The 14,192-nt window shown below is 55.8% G+C and carries 13 protein-coding genes; 8 read left to right on the forward strand and 5 right to left on the reverse strand.

The annotated features are described in order from the left end of the window. Positions 1 to 54 precede the first annotated feature (54 nt). Both ACT3T6_RS03355 and ACT3T6_RS03360 read right to left on the reverse strand, forming a co-directional pair. Complete coding sequence (locus ACT3T6_RS03355) at positions 55 to 930, reverse strand: ion transporter (RefSeq protein ID WP_193055356.1); 876 nt, start codon at positions 928 to 930, stop codon at positions 55 to 57. Positions 931 to 1,018: 88 nt separating this feature from the next. Beyond that, positions 1,019 to 1,936 carry a CYTH domain-containing protein gene (locus ACT3T6_RS03360; RefSeq protein WP_193055357.1) on the reverse strand — a complete coding sequence of 306 codons (918 nt, stop codon included), beginning with the start codon at positions 1,934 to 1,936 and terminating at the stop codon, positions 1,019 to 1,021. Positions 1,937 to 2,073: 137 nt separating this feature from the next. On the opposite strand from ACT3T6_RS03360, the gene ACT3T6_RS03365 reads away from it, so the two are divergent. The 3 genes from ACT3T6_RS03365 (at position 2,074) to argA (ending at position 5,534) form a co-directional block, all read left to right on the forward strand. Beyond that, a complete protein-coding gene (locus ACT3T6_RS03365) occupies positions 2,074 to 2,754 on the forward strand; it encodes a TIGR00153 family protein (RefSeq protein ID WP_193055358.1) in 681 nt (226 codons plus the stop codon). A 9-nt stretch (positions 2,755 to 2,763) separates the two neighbouring features. Continuing rightward, positions 2,764 to 4,029: an inorganic phosphate transporter gene (locus tag ACT3T6_RS03370; RefSeq protein ID WP_193055359.1), complete on the forward strand. Its 1,266-nt coding sequence runs from the start codon at positions 2,764 to 2,766 to the stop codon at positions 4,027 to 4,029. A gap of 188 nt (positions 4,030 to 4,217) precedes the next feature. Continuing rightward, positions 4,218 to 5,534 (forward strand): amino-acid N-acetyltransferase, encoded by a 1,317-nt coding sequence (gene argA / locus ACT3T6_RS03375; RefSeq protein ID WP_193055360.1) that lies wholly within the window; start codon positions 4,218 to 4,220, stop codon positions 5,532 to 5,534. 159 nt (positions 5,535 to 5,693) lie between these two features. Here the strand turns inward: argA and ACT3T6_RS03380 are convergent, their stop codons facing one another. Next, entirely contained in the window at positions 5,694 to 6,548 is an 855-nt protein-coding gene (locus ACT3T6_RS03380) for an SDR family oxidoreductase (protein WP_193055361.1), read from the reverse strand. Between the two features lie 715 nt (positions 6,549 to 7,263). Between ACT3T6_RS03380 and ACT3T6_RS03385 the strand changes: the two genes are divergently transcribed. The 3 genes from ACT3T6_RS03385 to ACT3T6_RS03395 all read left to right on the forward strand — a co-directional run bounded on the left by ACT3T6_RS03385 (position 7,264) and on the right by ACT3T6_RS03395 (position 9,620). Then, positions 7,264 to 7,929, forward strand: a complete 666-nt coding sequence (locus tag ACT3T6_RS03385; protein ID WP_193055362.1) for a hypothetical protein — start codon at positions 7,264 to 7,266, stop codon at positions 7,927 to 7,929. 93 nt (positions 7,930 to 8,022) lie between these two features. Then, positions 8,023 to 8,460, forward strand: coding sequence for a phage holin family protein (locus tag ACT3T6_RS03390; protein WP_193055363.1), 438 nt, complete (start codon positions 8,023 to 8,025; stop codon positions 8,458 to 8,460). Then, entirely contained in the window at positions 8,457 to 9,620 is a 1,164-nt protein-coding gene (locus ACT3T6_RS03395; RefSeq protein WP_193055364.1) for a DUF3618 domain-containing protein, read from the forward strand. The genes ACT3T6_RS03390 and ACT3T6_RS03395 overlap by 4 nt, the downstream gene beginning before the upstream one ends. Before the next feature lie 112 nt (positions 9,621 to 9,732). Here ACT3T6_RS03395 and ACT3T6_RS03400 read toward each other — a convergent pair whose 3' ends face one another. Continuing rightward, the gene (locus ACT3T6_RS03400; protein ID WP_193055365.1) at positions 9,733 to 10,665 is read right to left on the reverse strand and encodes a MurR/RpiR family transcriptional regulator; all 933 of its coding nucleotides are present in this window, start codon (positions 10,663 to 10,665) and stop codon (positions 9,733 to 9,735) included. Between the two features lie 193 nt (positions 10,666 to 10,858). Here ACT3T6_RS03400 and ACT3T6_RS03405 point away from each other — a divergent pair, with 193 nt between their 5' ends. After that, positions 10,859 to 12,184, forward strand: a complete 1,326-nt coding sequence (locus tag ACT3T6_RS03405; RefSeq protein ID WP_193055366.1) for an aspartate aminotransferase family protein — start codon at positions 10,859 to 10,861, stop codon at positions 12,182 to 12,184. 38 nt (positions 12,185 to 12,222) lie between these two features. Continuing rightward, positions 12,223 to 12,795: a carboxymuconolactone decarboxylase family protein gene (locus tag ACT3T6_RS03410; RefSeq protein WP_193055367.1), complete on the forward strand. Its 573-nt coding sequence runs from the start codon at positions 12,223 to 12,225 to the stop codon at positions 12,793 to 12,795. A 19-nt stretch (positions 12,796 to 12,814) separates the two neighbouring features. Here the strand turns inward: ACT3T6_RS03410 and xseA are convergent, their stop codons facing one another. Further along, positions 12,815 to 14,152, reverse strand: a complete 1,338-nt coding sequence (gene xseA / locus ACT3T6_RS03415; protein WP_193055368.1) for an exodeoxyribonuclease VII large subunit — start codon at positions 14,150 to 14,152, stop codon at positions 12,815 to 12,817. Positions 14,153 to 14,192: the final 40 nt, after the last annotated feature.

Raw genomic sequence — 14,192 nt, forward strand, 5'->3', positions numbered from 1 at the left:
GCAAGACATTAAGCAGAGGCCGCCTGAACCGGCGGCCTTTTTCGCTTGAGGCGATTACATCTCTTCAGTCTGTTTCTCTTTGCGCGGGTCTTCACTGTTTTCATCCAGCCAGGTGCCACAACGAAGGCAGTAGAGTGCGTCTTTTTCGTGACGGTCGTGGCCGCATCCTGGGCACGCTTCATCGGAGTAGCGGTCTTCACGGATAGAGCGGATGACCTGGGCTGAAAAAATGCCGGTAGGCACGGCGATAATCGAGTAGCCAATCAGGATGAGAAGCACAGTAATCGCTTTGCCAAGCGCTGTGCCCGGCACGATATCGCCATACCCCACCGTGGTAACGCTGACCACCGCCCAGTAGATCGACATGGGAATACTGGTAAAGCCGCTTTCCGGCGACTCGATGGTATACATCAGCGCGGCAAACATGGTGACAACCATAAAAATACTGCAGAAAAACAGCAGTACCTGGCGCACGCTACGCTTTAATGCTTCGATCAGCAGTCGTCCTTCGCCCACAAATTCCATCAGGCGCAGGATACGGAAAATGCGCAGCACGCGGAGTATGCGAATAATCACCAGCGCATGAAAGCCGGGCATCAGCAGTACCAGCCAGGCTGGCAGGATGGAGATTAGATCGACCACGCCATAAAAGCTTTTCAGATAGACCGTGGGACGTTCAAGGCAGTAGATGCGTACCGCAAGCTCCACGGTGAACAGAATCGTAAAGCCCCACTCCAGGTAGTAGAAAAGCCAGCCATACTCCTGGGAAACCTCCTGAACACTGCCGAGCAGAATGACGGCGACGCTGCCCAAAATCATCACAATCAGCGCAATATCGAATCCCTTGGCAGTGGGCGTGTCGGACTCGAAAATAACGTGAAACAGCTGTGTGCGAAGCCCTTCCGCGGCAGGGGTCAGGTTAAAACTCATGGCGATCCTGATGAAATGAGCAATCACTTATCACAGTGATTAGGTCTATGGGCAAACGTGCTTGAATCTATCTAAAACAACGTGAAGGTTAGCTTAGCTCGCGTTGCAGCGCTAAACGATGGGAAAGCGTCAGGAGCGTTACGCCATAGGCAATACGGGGTTGACCAGCGTCATCTAGCGCTGTGGATAGGTGAGCCGCCTGGGACTTCATGTCCTCGGGCAGTGATGCGTGTTCGGCCAACCGGGTCAGCGCCTCATGGGTAAGGTTTAGGAACGGGCGCTGCTGGTTGTCGTGGTAGGCATCAAGGGCAAGCGTTGCCCGGTGTAGCCATTCAGCAGGTGTCGTGGCGTTAGGAAGCGGCCACTGTTGGGCGCGCAAGGCGTTACCCCGCGATGCCTTGCTGCTATCAGATGGGCGAAGCGGAACCTGTTCTGCTAGCGCAATCGCCAGCGACCAGAGCGCTTGCGGGTCACCGTTTTTAAGCTCCAGTTCTACTTCACAAATGGGCGTGCGGTAGCCACCACTTTCAATTTCGCCTTCATCCAGTACCAGCTCAATCTGGCTGCCCTGCCAGTCGAGCTGCCAGCTATATCGGGTAAAGTCGGTGCGCAGTATGGGGGCTAGATGCGTTAGTCGTTCTCTGAGCACTTTGTGGGCAGGCCCATTATTGACTGGCTCGTCACTGAAAGGGGGAAGCTCAGCGAGACCTGCCTGGTCGAGTTCAGCGCGTGCGACCGGCCACTCCCACTCCTGGCGGCTGGATAATCCGCCACCCCCCTGGCCCGCCGTTTTTACCGTTTGCAGCACGCGGCCATCAACTTGACGAAGACGCACTGCGATTCGTGCGTTGGCCATGTCATGGGTCGGTGTGTCGAAGTAGGTATTGGCTAAGGTCTGGATTAACGGTGTTTTTGTGTCGAGCAAAGAGTGGTGCTTGAGCGCCTCAATACTGGCTTGGGCAAGCGCAAGTTTTATCTCTACTTCGATTGGTGTTGCATTTTTCATGACAATAGCCACTCTTAAACGTGAAGTACTGGTTAAATTTTTGCTACCAATATGAAGTTTTCATGACGGCGGCGAGCGCACTCTTTATACTGGCGTCGCCATTTCCAGGCTCCCCCGAAAACAGGCTAAAAGGCTCTATGGTTACCTCCAACCCTTTTTCCGCGATGTTTGGCCGCTCGCCATTCCAGCCGCTGCTGGCCCACATCGTCAAGGCCAATGAATGCGCCGACCAACTGTTACCGTTTTTTGAAGCATCGCTTGCTGGCGATTGGGATACCGCCACTGAGCTGCGTGAAAACGTAACCCGTTTAGAACACGAAGCGGATGTGCTGAAAACGGATCTACGGCTCAACCTGCCCAGCACCATGTTTCTGCCGGTTTCACGGTCTGATCTACTGGATTTGATTAGTGTCCAGGACAAAATCGCCAACAAGGTGCGCGACATTACCGGCATTATGCTAGGCCGTAAAATGCGCGTGCCTGATGAGCTCGCTGATCCGATGCGCGATTATATGGCGACTAGCGTGGCATGTGTGGCCCAAGCGCGCCAGGCCCTTGAAGAGCTGATGGAGCTTTTAGAGTCAGGCTTTGGGCGTAACGTCGCGGATGTTATGAGCAACATGATCCGTGAGCTGCATAACCTTGAACACCAGGCAGATAGTCAGCAGGTGGCCATTCGTCGCCAGCTGTTTCAGCTTGAAAGCCAGCTACCGCCCGTCGATGTGATCTTTCTTTACAAGATTATCGAATGGGTGGGTGAAGTGTCTGACCGTGCTGAGCGCGTAGGCAGTCGCTTGCAGATTTTGACCGCACGCTAAGGGAAACCAATGCAAATTATTGCCCAGTACGGCGAGATATTTATTATTCTGGCCTGTTTATTTGGCTTTTTCATGGCGTGGGGCGTCGGCGCAAACGATGTTGCCAACGCCATGGGAACGTCGGTGGGGTCGAAAGCGATCACCATCAAGCAAGCCATCATCATTGCTGTTATTTTCGAATTTTTAGGCGCCTGGCTTGCCGGTGGTGAGGTTACCGCCACCATTCGTGGCGGCATCATTGATCCCAACCTGCTTGAAGCCAACCCACAGTTTTTGGTTTACGGCATGCTGTCAGCGCTGTTGGCGGCAGGCATTTGGCTGATGGTCGCTTCTGCCCGCGGCTGGCCGGTGTCGACCACACACTCCATTGTTGGTGCCATTGTCGGTTTCGCGGCGGTAGGTCTAGGCGTTGATGCGGTGGCCTGGGACAAGGTCGGCCAGATTGCCTCTAGTTGGGCTATTTCTCCGCTGATTGCCGGTACCATCGGCTATATGCTGTTTAAGTCGGTACACCACTTGATTTTCGAGAGTTCAGATCCGTTAGCGGCGGCCAAGCGCTATGTGCCGGGCTATATATTTTTGGTCGGCTTTATTGTTGCCATGGTGACGCTGACCAAAGGCCTTTCCCATGTTGGTCTGCATCTTAGCTTCAGCGAAAGCCTGCTGCTTTCGATTCTGATTGGTGTGCTGATCATGGGCCTTGGCATAGTAATGCAGCGGCGTATCAAGTACACCAAGAACGCCAATGACCACTTTGGCTATGCCAATGTTGAGCGTGTTTTCGGCGTGCTGATGATCTTTACCGCGTGTGCCATGGCCTTTGCTCACGGTTCCAACGATGTCGCCAATGCGGTGGGGCCGCTGGCCGCCGTCATAAGTGTCGTGCGCAGCGAAGGTATGATTGATAGCGCGGCGTTGGTGCCCTGGTGGGTGCTGGTATTGGGCGGCGCGGGTATCGTCGTTGGTCTGGTGACGTATGGGCGTCGGGTAATTGCGACCGTGGGCACCGGGATCACCGAGCTCACCCCTAGCCGTGGCTTTGCCGCAACGCTTGCCGCTGCGAGTACCGTCGTCGTTGCCTCGGGCACGGGCCTGCCAATTTCAACGACCCATACGCTGGTCGGCGCGGTGTTGGGTGTCGGGCTGGCGCGCGGTATGGCGGCACTTAACCTGCGCGTTATTGGCACCATTGTTGTCTCTTGGTTGATTACCCTGCCCGCCGGTGCAGGCTTAGCGATTGTGTTCTTCTTTATGTTTAAAGGCATGTTCGGCTAACGGTGTAACAGGCGGCGCCACCCGGCGCACGCCCGCACAAAAAGCCTCAAGATCAGCGGCACCTTCATGCAGATTTGCGCTAGCCGATTTGCAATAGAAGGTGCCGCTGTTTTTTGCGCTCTGGTAAAGTAGCGCGAGTAGTGTTGTAAACGTCGTTTTTTCTTTCACCTGCTGCCGGAGAGCGGCCCTTGGATAAGCATTTCCCCTTTGTTGATTGGTTTCGTAACGCATCCCCCTACATTAATGCGCACCGGGGGCGAACCTTCGTCATCTTGATTGAAGGCGAAGCCATGGCGTCTGGCCGTGGGGAGCAATTGATTCAGGATTTAGCCCTGCTGCATACCTTGGGCGTGCGCTTGGTGGTGGTATTTGGCACCCGCCCGCAAGTGCAGGAAGCGCTTGGCCAGGCCGGTGTTGAACCCATGCGCATTAACGGACGCTGGGTGGCCGACCGCGCCGTAATGACCCATGTAGAGCAGGTCGCGGCCCACCAGCGGCTTTGGCTTGAAGCACGGTTATCGCTTGGCCTGCCCAGCACGCCGCTTCACGGTGTAGAGCTTAGCGTGATTTCCGGTAACCTGGTCACCGCCAAGCCCTTGGGTGTTCGGGAGGGGGTGGACTTTGATCATAGCGGCGAAGTACGCCGCGTTCGGGCTGGCGCCATTGAAGGGCTGCTCGATAAGGGCTCGCTGGTACTCCTGCCGCCACTGGGTTTCTCAAGCACCGGCGAAGTGTTCGACCTGGACGCCGCAGAAGTTGCCCAGCATGCCGCCGTAGCGCTCAAGGCCGACAAGTTGATCCTGCTGGGCGAATCAGAAGGCTTACAGGATGAGGGGGGCGCCTTGCTGCGCCAGCTAACGCCAGGCGATGCTGAACCCCGGCTTGAGAGCGCGCTGCCCGGCAGCGAGCTTGCCCGCCACCTTCAAGCTGCGTGCAACGCTGCACGAGAGGGGGTGGCCCGCACCCACCTGTTGTCGTGGCGCAATCACGATGCGCTGCTGGGTGAGCTTTTTACCCGCGACGGCGTGGGCACCATGATTACCCAGCACCGCTACGAGCAGCTACGCCCGGCTAAGCTCAACGATATTGCAGGGCTTCTGGAGCTGCTTGAACCGCTGGAGCGCCGCGGCATGCTAGTGGCGCGCTCGCGTGAGCGTTTGGAGCATGAAATTGATGACTATATGGTTATCGAGCGCGATGGCATGGTGATTGGCTGTGCCGCGCTGCACGTGTTCCCTAACACCACAGTTGCCGAGTTGGCCTGCGTGGCCGTGCACGGTAACTACCGTGGGGGCGAACGCGGTGAACGCTTAATGGAAGCGCTGGAGCGCCGCGCACGCCAGTGCGGTGTCAGCGAAATATTTGTATTAACCACCCACACGGCCCACTGGTTTGTGGAGCACGGCTTTCAGACCGCCAGCCTTGAAGAGTTACCCCCTTTAAAGCGCGAAGCCTATAACCACGCACGTAAATCGAAGGTATTACTGAAAACGCTGAAAGTTTAGCTAATAACGTAGCGTGTGGTAAGCGCAGCGCACCCGCGGGAGCAGCGCGCAGCGGTGCCGGGGTTGAAGTTTGATGGTGCACTTGGGCGGCAAAGCCGCCCAGCTCTCTTGCATCTTTTGGCCTTTAACACCTTTTGGTTTTTAACACCTGTGCCGGGCTTACGTATTTAAAATAACCCCACCGTTCAGGTGTATCGTCTGCCCCGTCATGTACGAAGACTCTTCGCTTGCCAGGTACACATAGGCAGGCCCCATTTCGCTCGGTTGCCCGGCGCGATTCATGGGTACTTGCCCGCCAAACTCGGCGACTTTCTCATCGTCAAAGCTTGCGGGGATCAGCGGTGTCCATACCGGGCCTGGGGCAACAGCGTTCACCCGAATGCCGCGACCGACCAGCGACATGGCAAGCGAGCGCATTAAACCCTGGATAGCCCCTTTAGTGGCGCTGTAATCGATCAGTGTGTTGTTGCCTTTAAAGGCATTAATGGAGGAGGTGGCAATAATGGTATCGCCTTCCTCCAGATGAGGTAACGCTGCCTTGGAAAGGTAGAAATGGCTAAACAGGTTGGTCTGGAAGGTACGCGTTATCTGCTCGTCGGGGATCTCGGTCAGATCGCTCCAGTCGTACTGTTCGGCCGCATTGTTGACCAGAATATTAAGCTTGCCGAAGTGGTCCAGCGTTTTTTTAACGATGTCACGACAAAAGGCGGGGTCAGCTACATCGCCCTGTAATACCAGGCAGCGGCGACCTTCCGCTTCCACCAGGGCTTGCGTATCTTCGGCATCTTTAGGCTCTTTAAGGTGAACAATCACGCTATCGGCGCCTTCACGGGCGTAATGTACCGCTACCGCGCGCCCAATACCGCTATCACCGCCGGTAATAATCGCTACCTTATCAACAAGCTTATCGGTGCCTTTATAGCTATCACGAATAAATTCAGGTTCCGGACGCATTTCGTGCTCATCACCGGGCTGTTTATTCTGGTGCTGAGGAGGCTGTTTCTGGTCGCTCATGTGCAGTGACTCCTTGTTGGGACGTTAATCCTTCCTCTACGAAAAGCCGTGGCCTAATCGTATTTCTGCGTTACTTACACTAGCGCAAGGTTTTATCAAGAGCCAATTCAAGTGTGTTTGATTTATAAAAGATTGAATTGTTATAAAGTTCGGGGTTGATGGCTGAAGGGTTTTTTATAGGCTTGAGCTGGTATAGATGAGTTGTTTGTCCTTTTAATCTTTTTTATCAACCATGTGATGCGTTTGCTGAGGTTTGATATTTATTTAAGTAGATATTTAAAGGATGGGTTAGGTGTTTTAGACCCTGATGAACAAAGGTCATCAGCTTGAGAGGATGCCGCTATTCATGCCTGCTGGATGTGAGGGAGGGTAGCAGTGGTGGGAGGTTGAGGCGGATTGGTTGATGTTTGTTAAAGGCTGGTTTTTGCTTTTAATTAAATGTTTTTTGATATTGGTTAAATAGCGGTGCCGTAAGGGTGTGCCCAAGGTTATAAATTGACAGGGAGTGTTGGGTAACTATAGTGAAAAAGCCGATTTATATTAAACAACTATTTGGGTGGTGAGCTCGTTATCTAGTGCGTGTGTTTAATTGATTAGCGGTTCAGTTCGTTTTGTTTCAAGCCACTGTTTGTTAACTGCTTGTTAATAAGTGTTTGTTAGTGCGTGCTGGTTAACAAGTACGTTAACGCGTGAAACGACAAGGAGGAAGTAACAAATGAATGATTATGGAAAACAGGCTGACCCAGGTTCTTCAAATACCGACTCGCTCAAACAGCAAGGGCGCGACGCGGCACATGACGTAGGTGAAGCGGCTCAGCATCAGGCTGAAAGCTTTTACAATCAGCAGCGTGATACCGCCACCGAGCAATCGCAAAAATTTACCAGCGCTTTTCGTAAGATGGCTGATGAGTTTGATCATCAAGATCAGCCGTACTTCTCACAGCAGGCGAGAAAGTTTGCCGATACAGCTGATCGTTTTTCAGAAAAGCTACGCAACAAGGACTTAAACAGCATCTGCCAGGAAGCGAAAAGCTTCAGCGAACGTGAGCCTGCCTTGTTCTTTGGCGGGGCAATTGCGGCTGGTTTTTTGGTGACACGCTTCTTGCGTAGCTCAGGCAAGCATTCGCACTCATCTGGCGGTTCAAACCGTTATTCAAACGGCCCAGGTAGTTATGCTCATCCGTCATCGGGTGCTTATTCAAGCCATGAGTCTCCTACGCCTGAGAACCCGGAAGGTGGCGTGATGGGTGGGGCATCTTCGCGTGCCTCGGACCCCACACAGCAACGCTCAGCGCCTACGGCAACGCCCGGCGGCACGGCTGATACCACTACTGCTACGCCAGGTTCAACCAATAAGCCCGGTGACTCCGGTCGGCTGTAGCTGGCCTGTGTAGCCGCCAGCTGTGGATCAACCTGTCGCCAGGTTTAAAAGATTGAGTTGAAGGCCCTTAATCAAGGGCAAGAGAGGTTATGAATGGATTCAGATCACAATACGCCCCCACAAGGCGCGTCGGTCGGCTCGCTTTTATCGACGGTGATGCAGGAAATAACGTCGTTAGTGCGCAACGAAACCGAGCTTGCCAAGGCAGAGGTGTCGGAAAAAACGCATCAGGTCATGATCACCTTGGCGGCCATTGCGGTCGCAGGCGCGGTGCTTTTAGGCGGCTTTCTCACGCTGCTTGCCGCCCTTGTCTTTATGCTCAATGAGGTGCTTCCTCCTGATATGACGCCTTGGCTCTCTGCCATTATCGTAGGCGTGGTGGTATCGGTAATTGGCATCGTGATGCTTAAAAGTGGGCTTGCCAAACTTCAGGCGCGCAGCCTGGTGCCTGACCGCACGTTGCATAGCCTACAGGCCGACAGGGAGCTCGCCAAAGAGCATAGGCATAACGTCAAGGAGGATTTGAAATGAGCGATCACAGCCATAACGACAGCCACAGCGATATCCATAACCAGCGCGACCACCATGACCATCGCAGCACTGAAGAGATTGAAAAGGACATTCATCGCTCACGTGAACGCCTTGACGCCACGCTGCATGAAATTGAGGAGCGCTTCTCTCCTCAACAGCTGTTAAACAGCTCTTATGATTATATTCGTCATGGCGGTGCTAACGAGTTTGCATCCAACCTGGGCGCAACAATCAAGCAGCACCCGCTACCGTTTTTGATGACCACTGCCGGTCTTGGTTGGTTGATGCTTTCCCAGCGTCACCCGAACCATGAACGGCGCCATCAGCATGCATCTTCGCACCGCTATGCAGATGAACATGCGGTGAGCGGCTCGCCGGGAGTGCCGGTTCATGAAGGCACGCATACCGATGATGGAACGCCTATCTATAGCGGTACGCCAGGCTACGTTGCCGGTAATCCAGCACAGCATGGCAGTAGCAAAGGCCGTATGAGCAGCATGAAAGAGGGCGCGAAAGACAAGGCTCATCATATTAGCCAAAAGGCCAGAGATACCGCTCACCACCTTGGCGACAAAGCACATCATCTTGGCGAAAAGGCACAGCACATGGGAGGCAGTATGCGAGACACCACATCCCACCTTCAGCACGGCACGCGGGATCACCTGCACAACATGTCGGATCGCGCTCGCCACGCGGGCAGTCAATCCTCTGAGTTTATTCAGGAGCATCCGCTGGTGGTCGGTGCGCTAGGGTTTGCGCTGGGTGCTGCGTTAGCGGGGCTGTTCCCCACGACGCGTAAAGAGGATGAATACATGGGCGAATACCGCGACCGCGCCTTGCACAAGGCATCCGAAGCGGGCCACGAGCAGGTGGATAAAGCCCAGCAAAAGATTCATGAGAAAGCCGAGCACATGAAAGAAGATGCGCATTCTGACCACACGCATTCGACGTCCGGCCAGCCTTCAGCGTCTTATGCAACGCCGGGCACGCCATCAAGCAGTAGCCCCACAGGTCATGGCTCAGCTTCAAGCATTAGCGCAAGCACCACGGGCGCCACGCCGAATACGGCCAAGGGAGTCACCGAACCCGGCCTTGCAGGCTCCAGTACGCCCTCCGGTAATACGCAAGGCAACGACACCTTGACGCCGCCCAGGCGTTAATCAGGCAAGCAGACGCTCTTATCTTGTCGCGCAGTGCCCGGCCTTGGCTGGGCACTTTTTTATGGGCAGCATTAATGCTTTTTGCGCCCGAAGCCAGCCAAAGCGGTAGCGTTCACTCTCGCCGGGGGAGCGCATTCGAGTAGGTATTAAGATGCGCAAGATGGTCATCGGCGTCCTGCAGCGCTTCTAGCGTGGCAGGGCGGTCACGCTCGGCCAGCAGTGTGCAGAGCACTTCCGAAACGGCCAGCGCAGGGGCCAGAGTATGAAAGAAGCTGTAGCTCTCAGTGGTGCAGGAAACCGTATGCTCGGAAATACTCACCAGCGGTGATACCTCGCTATCGGTGATCGAGAGAACCGCTAGGCCTTTATCTTTTGCTAACTGCGCAAGCATTAGCGTATCGCGCGCGTAGGGGTTGATGGATATGGCCAGCAGCACCTCATCCGGTTTTGCACGAATCAGGGCATCGCCCCCCGTGCCAGCAGGCCCATCAAGATGTACCGAGCGCTCGCCCAATAGCGACATAACGTAATGAAAATGCCAGGCCACCGCATGGCTTGAACGTAACCCCAGCACATAGATTTTTTTGGCTGCCGCGAGCCTTTCGGCCATGGCGGTCAAGCGCTGCAGTGGCTCAGGCTCGCAAAGCGCGGCTATCTGGGTGCTTAACCCGTGCAGCATGTGATGCGCAATATCACTGCCTGGCGCGCTTACCGCCTGACCATCACGTTGGCGCACCTTGGCCGCAAAGCCATCGCTTCGCTGACGCACTGTTTGTGCATAGTGGGCGCGAATTTCGTTATAGCCCTGAAAGCCCAGCACCTTGGCAAGCCGCGTCATGGTCGCCGGTTGAACCGCCGCCAAGCGCGCCAATTCGCGCATGGACACCAAGGCCACTTCTTCCGGATGCTCAAGTAGGTAGCGCGCGGCCTGTTGCAGCTGTGCTGACATGCCATCGAACTGTGCAATGATCTGCTCTCTTAACGGATCACTCTGGGATACAGGACTTTTTGACGCAGAGCTTTTTGATATAGGGCTTTTTGACATAGCAGAGCTGCCTCTTGAATACGCCCAAGGGCTTTAGATGATTGCGCACGAGGGTAAGGGCGCTTTTCGATAAAACAATGATCCAATTGTTTTAATTTTTCAATTAAAGATTTGTATGTTGCATTGGCGCCCTCGGTCGTGTCACTCTTGTTCTAAATAGGGTGGTTGATGGTCATCTGAAGAGGAAAGGGCTATGACGCGTATTCTTCACCGCAGTATTGGTCAGGCGTTACCGCATGCGGCGTCAGCGCAGGGCGTTTATATCACTGATACCGAAGGCCGCCGCTACCTGGATGGTTCGGGTGGGGCGGCGGTGACGAGTGTGGGGCACGGCCATCCGGAAGTGCTGGAGGCCATGCGCGCCCAGATTGATAACCTCTGCTACGCCCATACCGGATTTTTCACCACGGATGCTGCCGAGGAACTGGCTGAGCAGCTGGTGAACCTGGCGCCAGACGGGCTGGATTATGTCTATCTGGTATCCGGTGGTTCAGAGGCGGTAGAGGCCGCGTTAAAAATGGCCCGCCAGTATTTTGTTGAAACCGGCAGGCCAGAGCGGCGGCATATTATTGCCCGGCGCCAGAGCTATCACGGCAATACCCTGGGCGCGCTTGCCACTGGCGGCAACGCCATGCGTAGGCAGCAGTTTCAGCCGCTTTTGCCTCAAACGCACCATGTTTCACCCTGCTACGCCTACCGTGACAAGGCAAGCGACGAATCTTTTGAGGCGTACGCCGCCAGGCTTGCCGATGAGCTTGAGGCCAAGATTCTTGAGCTGGGCCCTGAAAGCGTCATGGCGTTTGTGGCCGAACCGGTGGTGGGGGCGACCCTTGGCGCGGTGGCCGCTGAGGCCGATTACTTCAAGCGAGTGCGTAAAATCTGCGATCAACATGGCATCCTGCTGATTCTTGATGAAGTCATGTGCGGCATGGGGCGCACGGGCACTCTGTTCGCCTGCGAGCAGGACGGCATCACGCCGGATATTCTCACCGTGGCCAAAGGCCTGGGCGGCGGCTATCAGCCGATTGGGGCCGTGCTCTTGTCATCCGCTATTTATGAGAGCTTCGCCAACGGCTCCGGCCTTTTTCAACATGGGCATACGTATCTTGGTCACCCGGTCGCGGCGGCTGCGGCGAACAAGGTTGTCGAGATCATCGCACGGCCTGAAACACTGGCGAATGTAAACGCCATGGGCGCGCGCTTGCAAAGCGGCCTTGAAGCGGCGCTGGGTGCGTCACCTTACGTAGGTGATATTCGGGGTAGGGGATTGTTTCGAGGCATTGAGCTGGTGGCCGACCGCGAGCTAAAGACACCGTTTGATTCCGCTCGAAAAATCCACGCCAGGATCAAGCGCCAGGCCATGGCACGGGGCCTGATCAGCTATCCCATGGGCGGTACCATTGATGGCGTGTATGGCGATCACGTGCTGCTCGCGCCGCCGTATACGATTAATGCAGACGAGATTGATCTCCTCATTGAGCGGATTACCCAAGCGATTGACGCCGCAATAGCCGAATAACGGGCGCGAGAGCCAAATAATACAAGAGGAAATACACCATGAAGCAGTCCCCCTGCCCGCCGATGAGCGACGCCGATTGGCCAGAAGCGTTTACAGAGTTACGTGAAGGTTTTGCAGGCGCGATGAACGTCTACCGCACCATGGCACACCATCCGACCCTGCTAAACGCCTGGGCGCCGTTGCGGCAGCACGTGGTGAAGGACAATGCCTTGGGCCCCGAGTTAACCGAGGTGGTGATTCTACGTGCCGGTTTTCGCCTGGGGTCGGCCTATGAGTGGGCCCACCATGTCAGTCGTGCGCTGGCGCTAGGATTTTCTGATGCGAGGATAAATGCTATTCGTGGCGTGCCTGAATCAATTAACGGCGTTGATGGCCTGATTGTTAACGCGGTAGATGCGCTACTCGACAAGCGTATGCTGGCAAGCGATCAGGAAGAAACATTGGCCGAGGCGATTGGGCGTGAAGCCGTGATCGACCTGATGGCCATGGTCGGCTTCTATTCGGTGCTGGGGTATTTGCTCAAAACTTACGACACGCCGATTGATGAGGGTATTCAAGAAGAGGCGCGGTTGAACCCAGGCCTGTTTTCGCTAACGCCACCTTCAGCGTAACCAGCGAAGGTTGATCTGCTTACTTAAACCGCCGCTTTACCTCGACATTCAACCTGCCTTCACCCAGGCGCAGCGAGAGCTTCTGGCCGGGTTTGGTCTCCTCGGCGCGGCGCACGACCTGGCCCTTTTCATCCTGAGCAATGGCGTAGCCCCGGCCCAGTACGGCCAGTGGGCTAATCGCATTAAGCTCCCGTGCGGCGCTGGTTAAACGCGCCTGCTGACGTTGAAGCTGGCGCTGCATGGCGTTTTCCATACGGCGGTGCAATTGGCCCACCCGTTCGCTTTCTGCACGGTGCAGGCGCGCCATGTCCTGGCTCGCCAAGCGCTTGCCCAGCTGCGTTACGCTTGCCTGCTGCTGAGTAAGCGTTTGCTGCATAGCGCGATTTAAACGCTGGGCAAGGGTCGCCACGTGCTGGCGCTGGCGGTTTAGCTGCTCGCCGGGATGGCGAAGCCGTGCGCGCAGGCTATCCAGCTGCTGGCTATCGCGCTCCAACCGGCGCTGCATGGCGCGGTGAAGGCGGTGTTGCTGATCCACTAACTGGCGCTTCAAGGCGTGTTGGTCCGGCACCAGGCGCTCGGCGGCAGCGGAAGGGGTCGGGGCGCGAACATCGGCGGCAAAATCGGCAAGCGTGACATCCACTTCATGGCCCACCGCCGACATCACCGGCAGGCGTGAATGAAAAATCGCCCGTGCCAGGTGCTCGTTATTAAACGCCCACAAATCTTCCAGGCTGCCGCCGCCCCGTGTGATTAACACCACATCGCGCTCAGGGTCCAACCGTGCCTGGCGGTTGAGTAGCCCAAGTGCTGCGATCATCGCGGGGGCGGCTTCCTCGCCCTGTACGGGCACTGGAATCAGCGTCACATCTGCCAAGGGCCAGCGCGCCGCTAAAACGGCCAGCACATCACGAATGGCCGCGCCGGTAGCTGAGCTTAAAATCAGAATTTTGCGTGGCGGAAAGGGCAGGGGGCGCGTATTGGCAAACACGCCCTCGGCATCCAGCTGGGCTTTGAGGCGCTCAAAGGCGGCCAGCAGCTCGCCCAGCCCGGCCGCCTGCACGGCTTCGGCAATCAGCTGGTAGTCACCGCGCGGTTCAAACAGCGACACTTGCCCGCGCAGTTTTACCTGGTCACCATCGCGCATCGGCGCCGATACAAAACGCGCCCGCTGACGAAACAGCGCGCAGCGCACCTGGGCGCGGTCATCTTTAAGCGTGAAGTAGATATGCCCGGACGCCGGGCGGGAAACGTTAGAAAGCTCGCCTTCCACCCACACCTCGCCCACATCGCGTTCAAGCGCCTGACGGGCCTGCTTGTTGAGCTCGCTGACGGAAAGGGCGTGGGAGGCGTCTGGCATGGCAATCACCTTGGTTTACAAGAAATAAAAACGGTTAGTT

Source organism: Halomonas sp. 72, from assembly GCF_052379785.1.
GTDB lineage: Bacteria > Pseudomonadota > Gammaproteobacteria > Pseudomonadales > Halomonadaceae > Vreelandella > Vreelandella citrativorans.

Coding starts and splice junctions, on each gene's coding strand:
- ACT3T6_RS03405 (WP_193055366.1), top strand. CDS start 10,859: ATGACGCGTATTCTTCACCGCAGTATTGGTCAGGCGTTACCGCATGCG.
- ACT3T6_RS03370 (WP_193055359.1), top strand. CDS start 2,764: ATGCAAATTATTGCCCAGTACGGCGAGATATTTATTATTCTGGCCTGT.
- ACT3T6_RS03395 (WP_193055364.1), top strand. CDS start 8,457: ATGAGCGATCACAGCCATAACGACAGCCACAGCGATATCCATAACCAG.
- xseA (WP_193055368.1), bottom strand. CDS start 14,152: ATGCCAGACGCCTCCCACGCCCTTTCCGTCAGCGAGCTCAACAAGCAG.
- ACT3T6_RS03390 (WP_193055363.1), top strand. CDS start 8,023: ATGGATTCAGATCACAATACGCCCCCACAAGGCGCGTCGGTCGGCTCG.
- ACT3T6_RS03385 (WP_193055362.1), top strand. CDS start 7,264: ATGAATGATTATGGAAAACAGGCTGACCCAGGTTCTTCAAATACCGAC.
- ACT3T6_RS03360 (WP_193055357.1), bottom strand. CDS start 1,936: ATGAAAAATGCAACACCAATCGAAGTAGAGATAAAACTTGCGCTTGCC.
- ACT3T6_RS03400 (WP_193055365.1), bottom strand. CDS start 10,665: ATGTCAAAAAGCCCTATATCAAAAAGCTCTGCGTCAAAAAGTCCTGTA.
- ACT3T6_RS03410 (WP_193055367.1), top strand. CDS start 12,223: ATGAAGCAGTCCCCCTGCCCGCCGATGAGCGACGCCGATTGGCCAGAA.
- ACT3T6_RS03365 (WP_193055358.1), top strand. CDS start 2,074: ATGGTTACCTCCAACCCTTTTTCCGCGATGTTTGGCCGCTCGCCATTC.
- ACT3T6_RS03355 (WP_193055356.1), bottom strand. CDS start 930: ATGAGTTTTAACCTGACCCCTGCCGCGGAAGGGCTTCGCACACAGCTG.
- ACT3T6_RS03380 (WP_193055361.1), bottom strand. CDS start 6,548: ATGAGCGACCAGAAACAGCCTCCTCAGCACCAGAATAAACAGCCCGGT.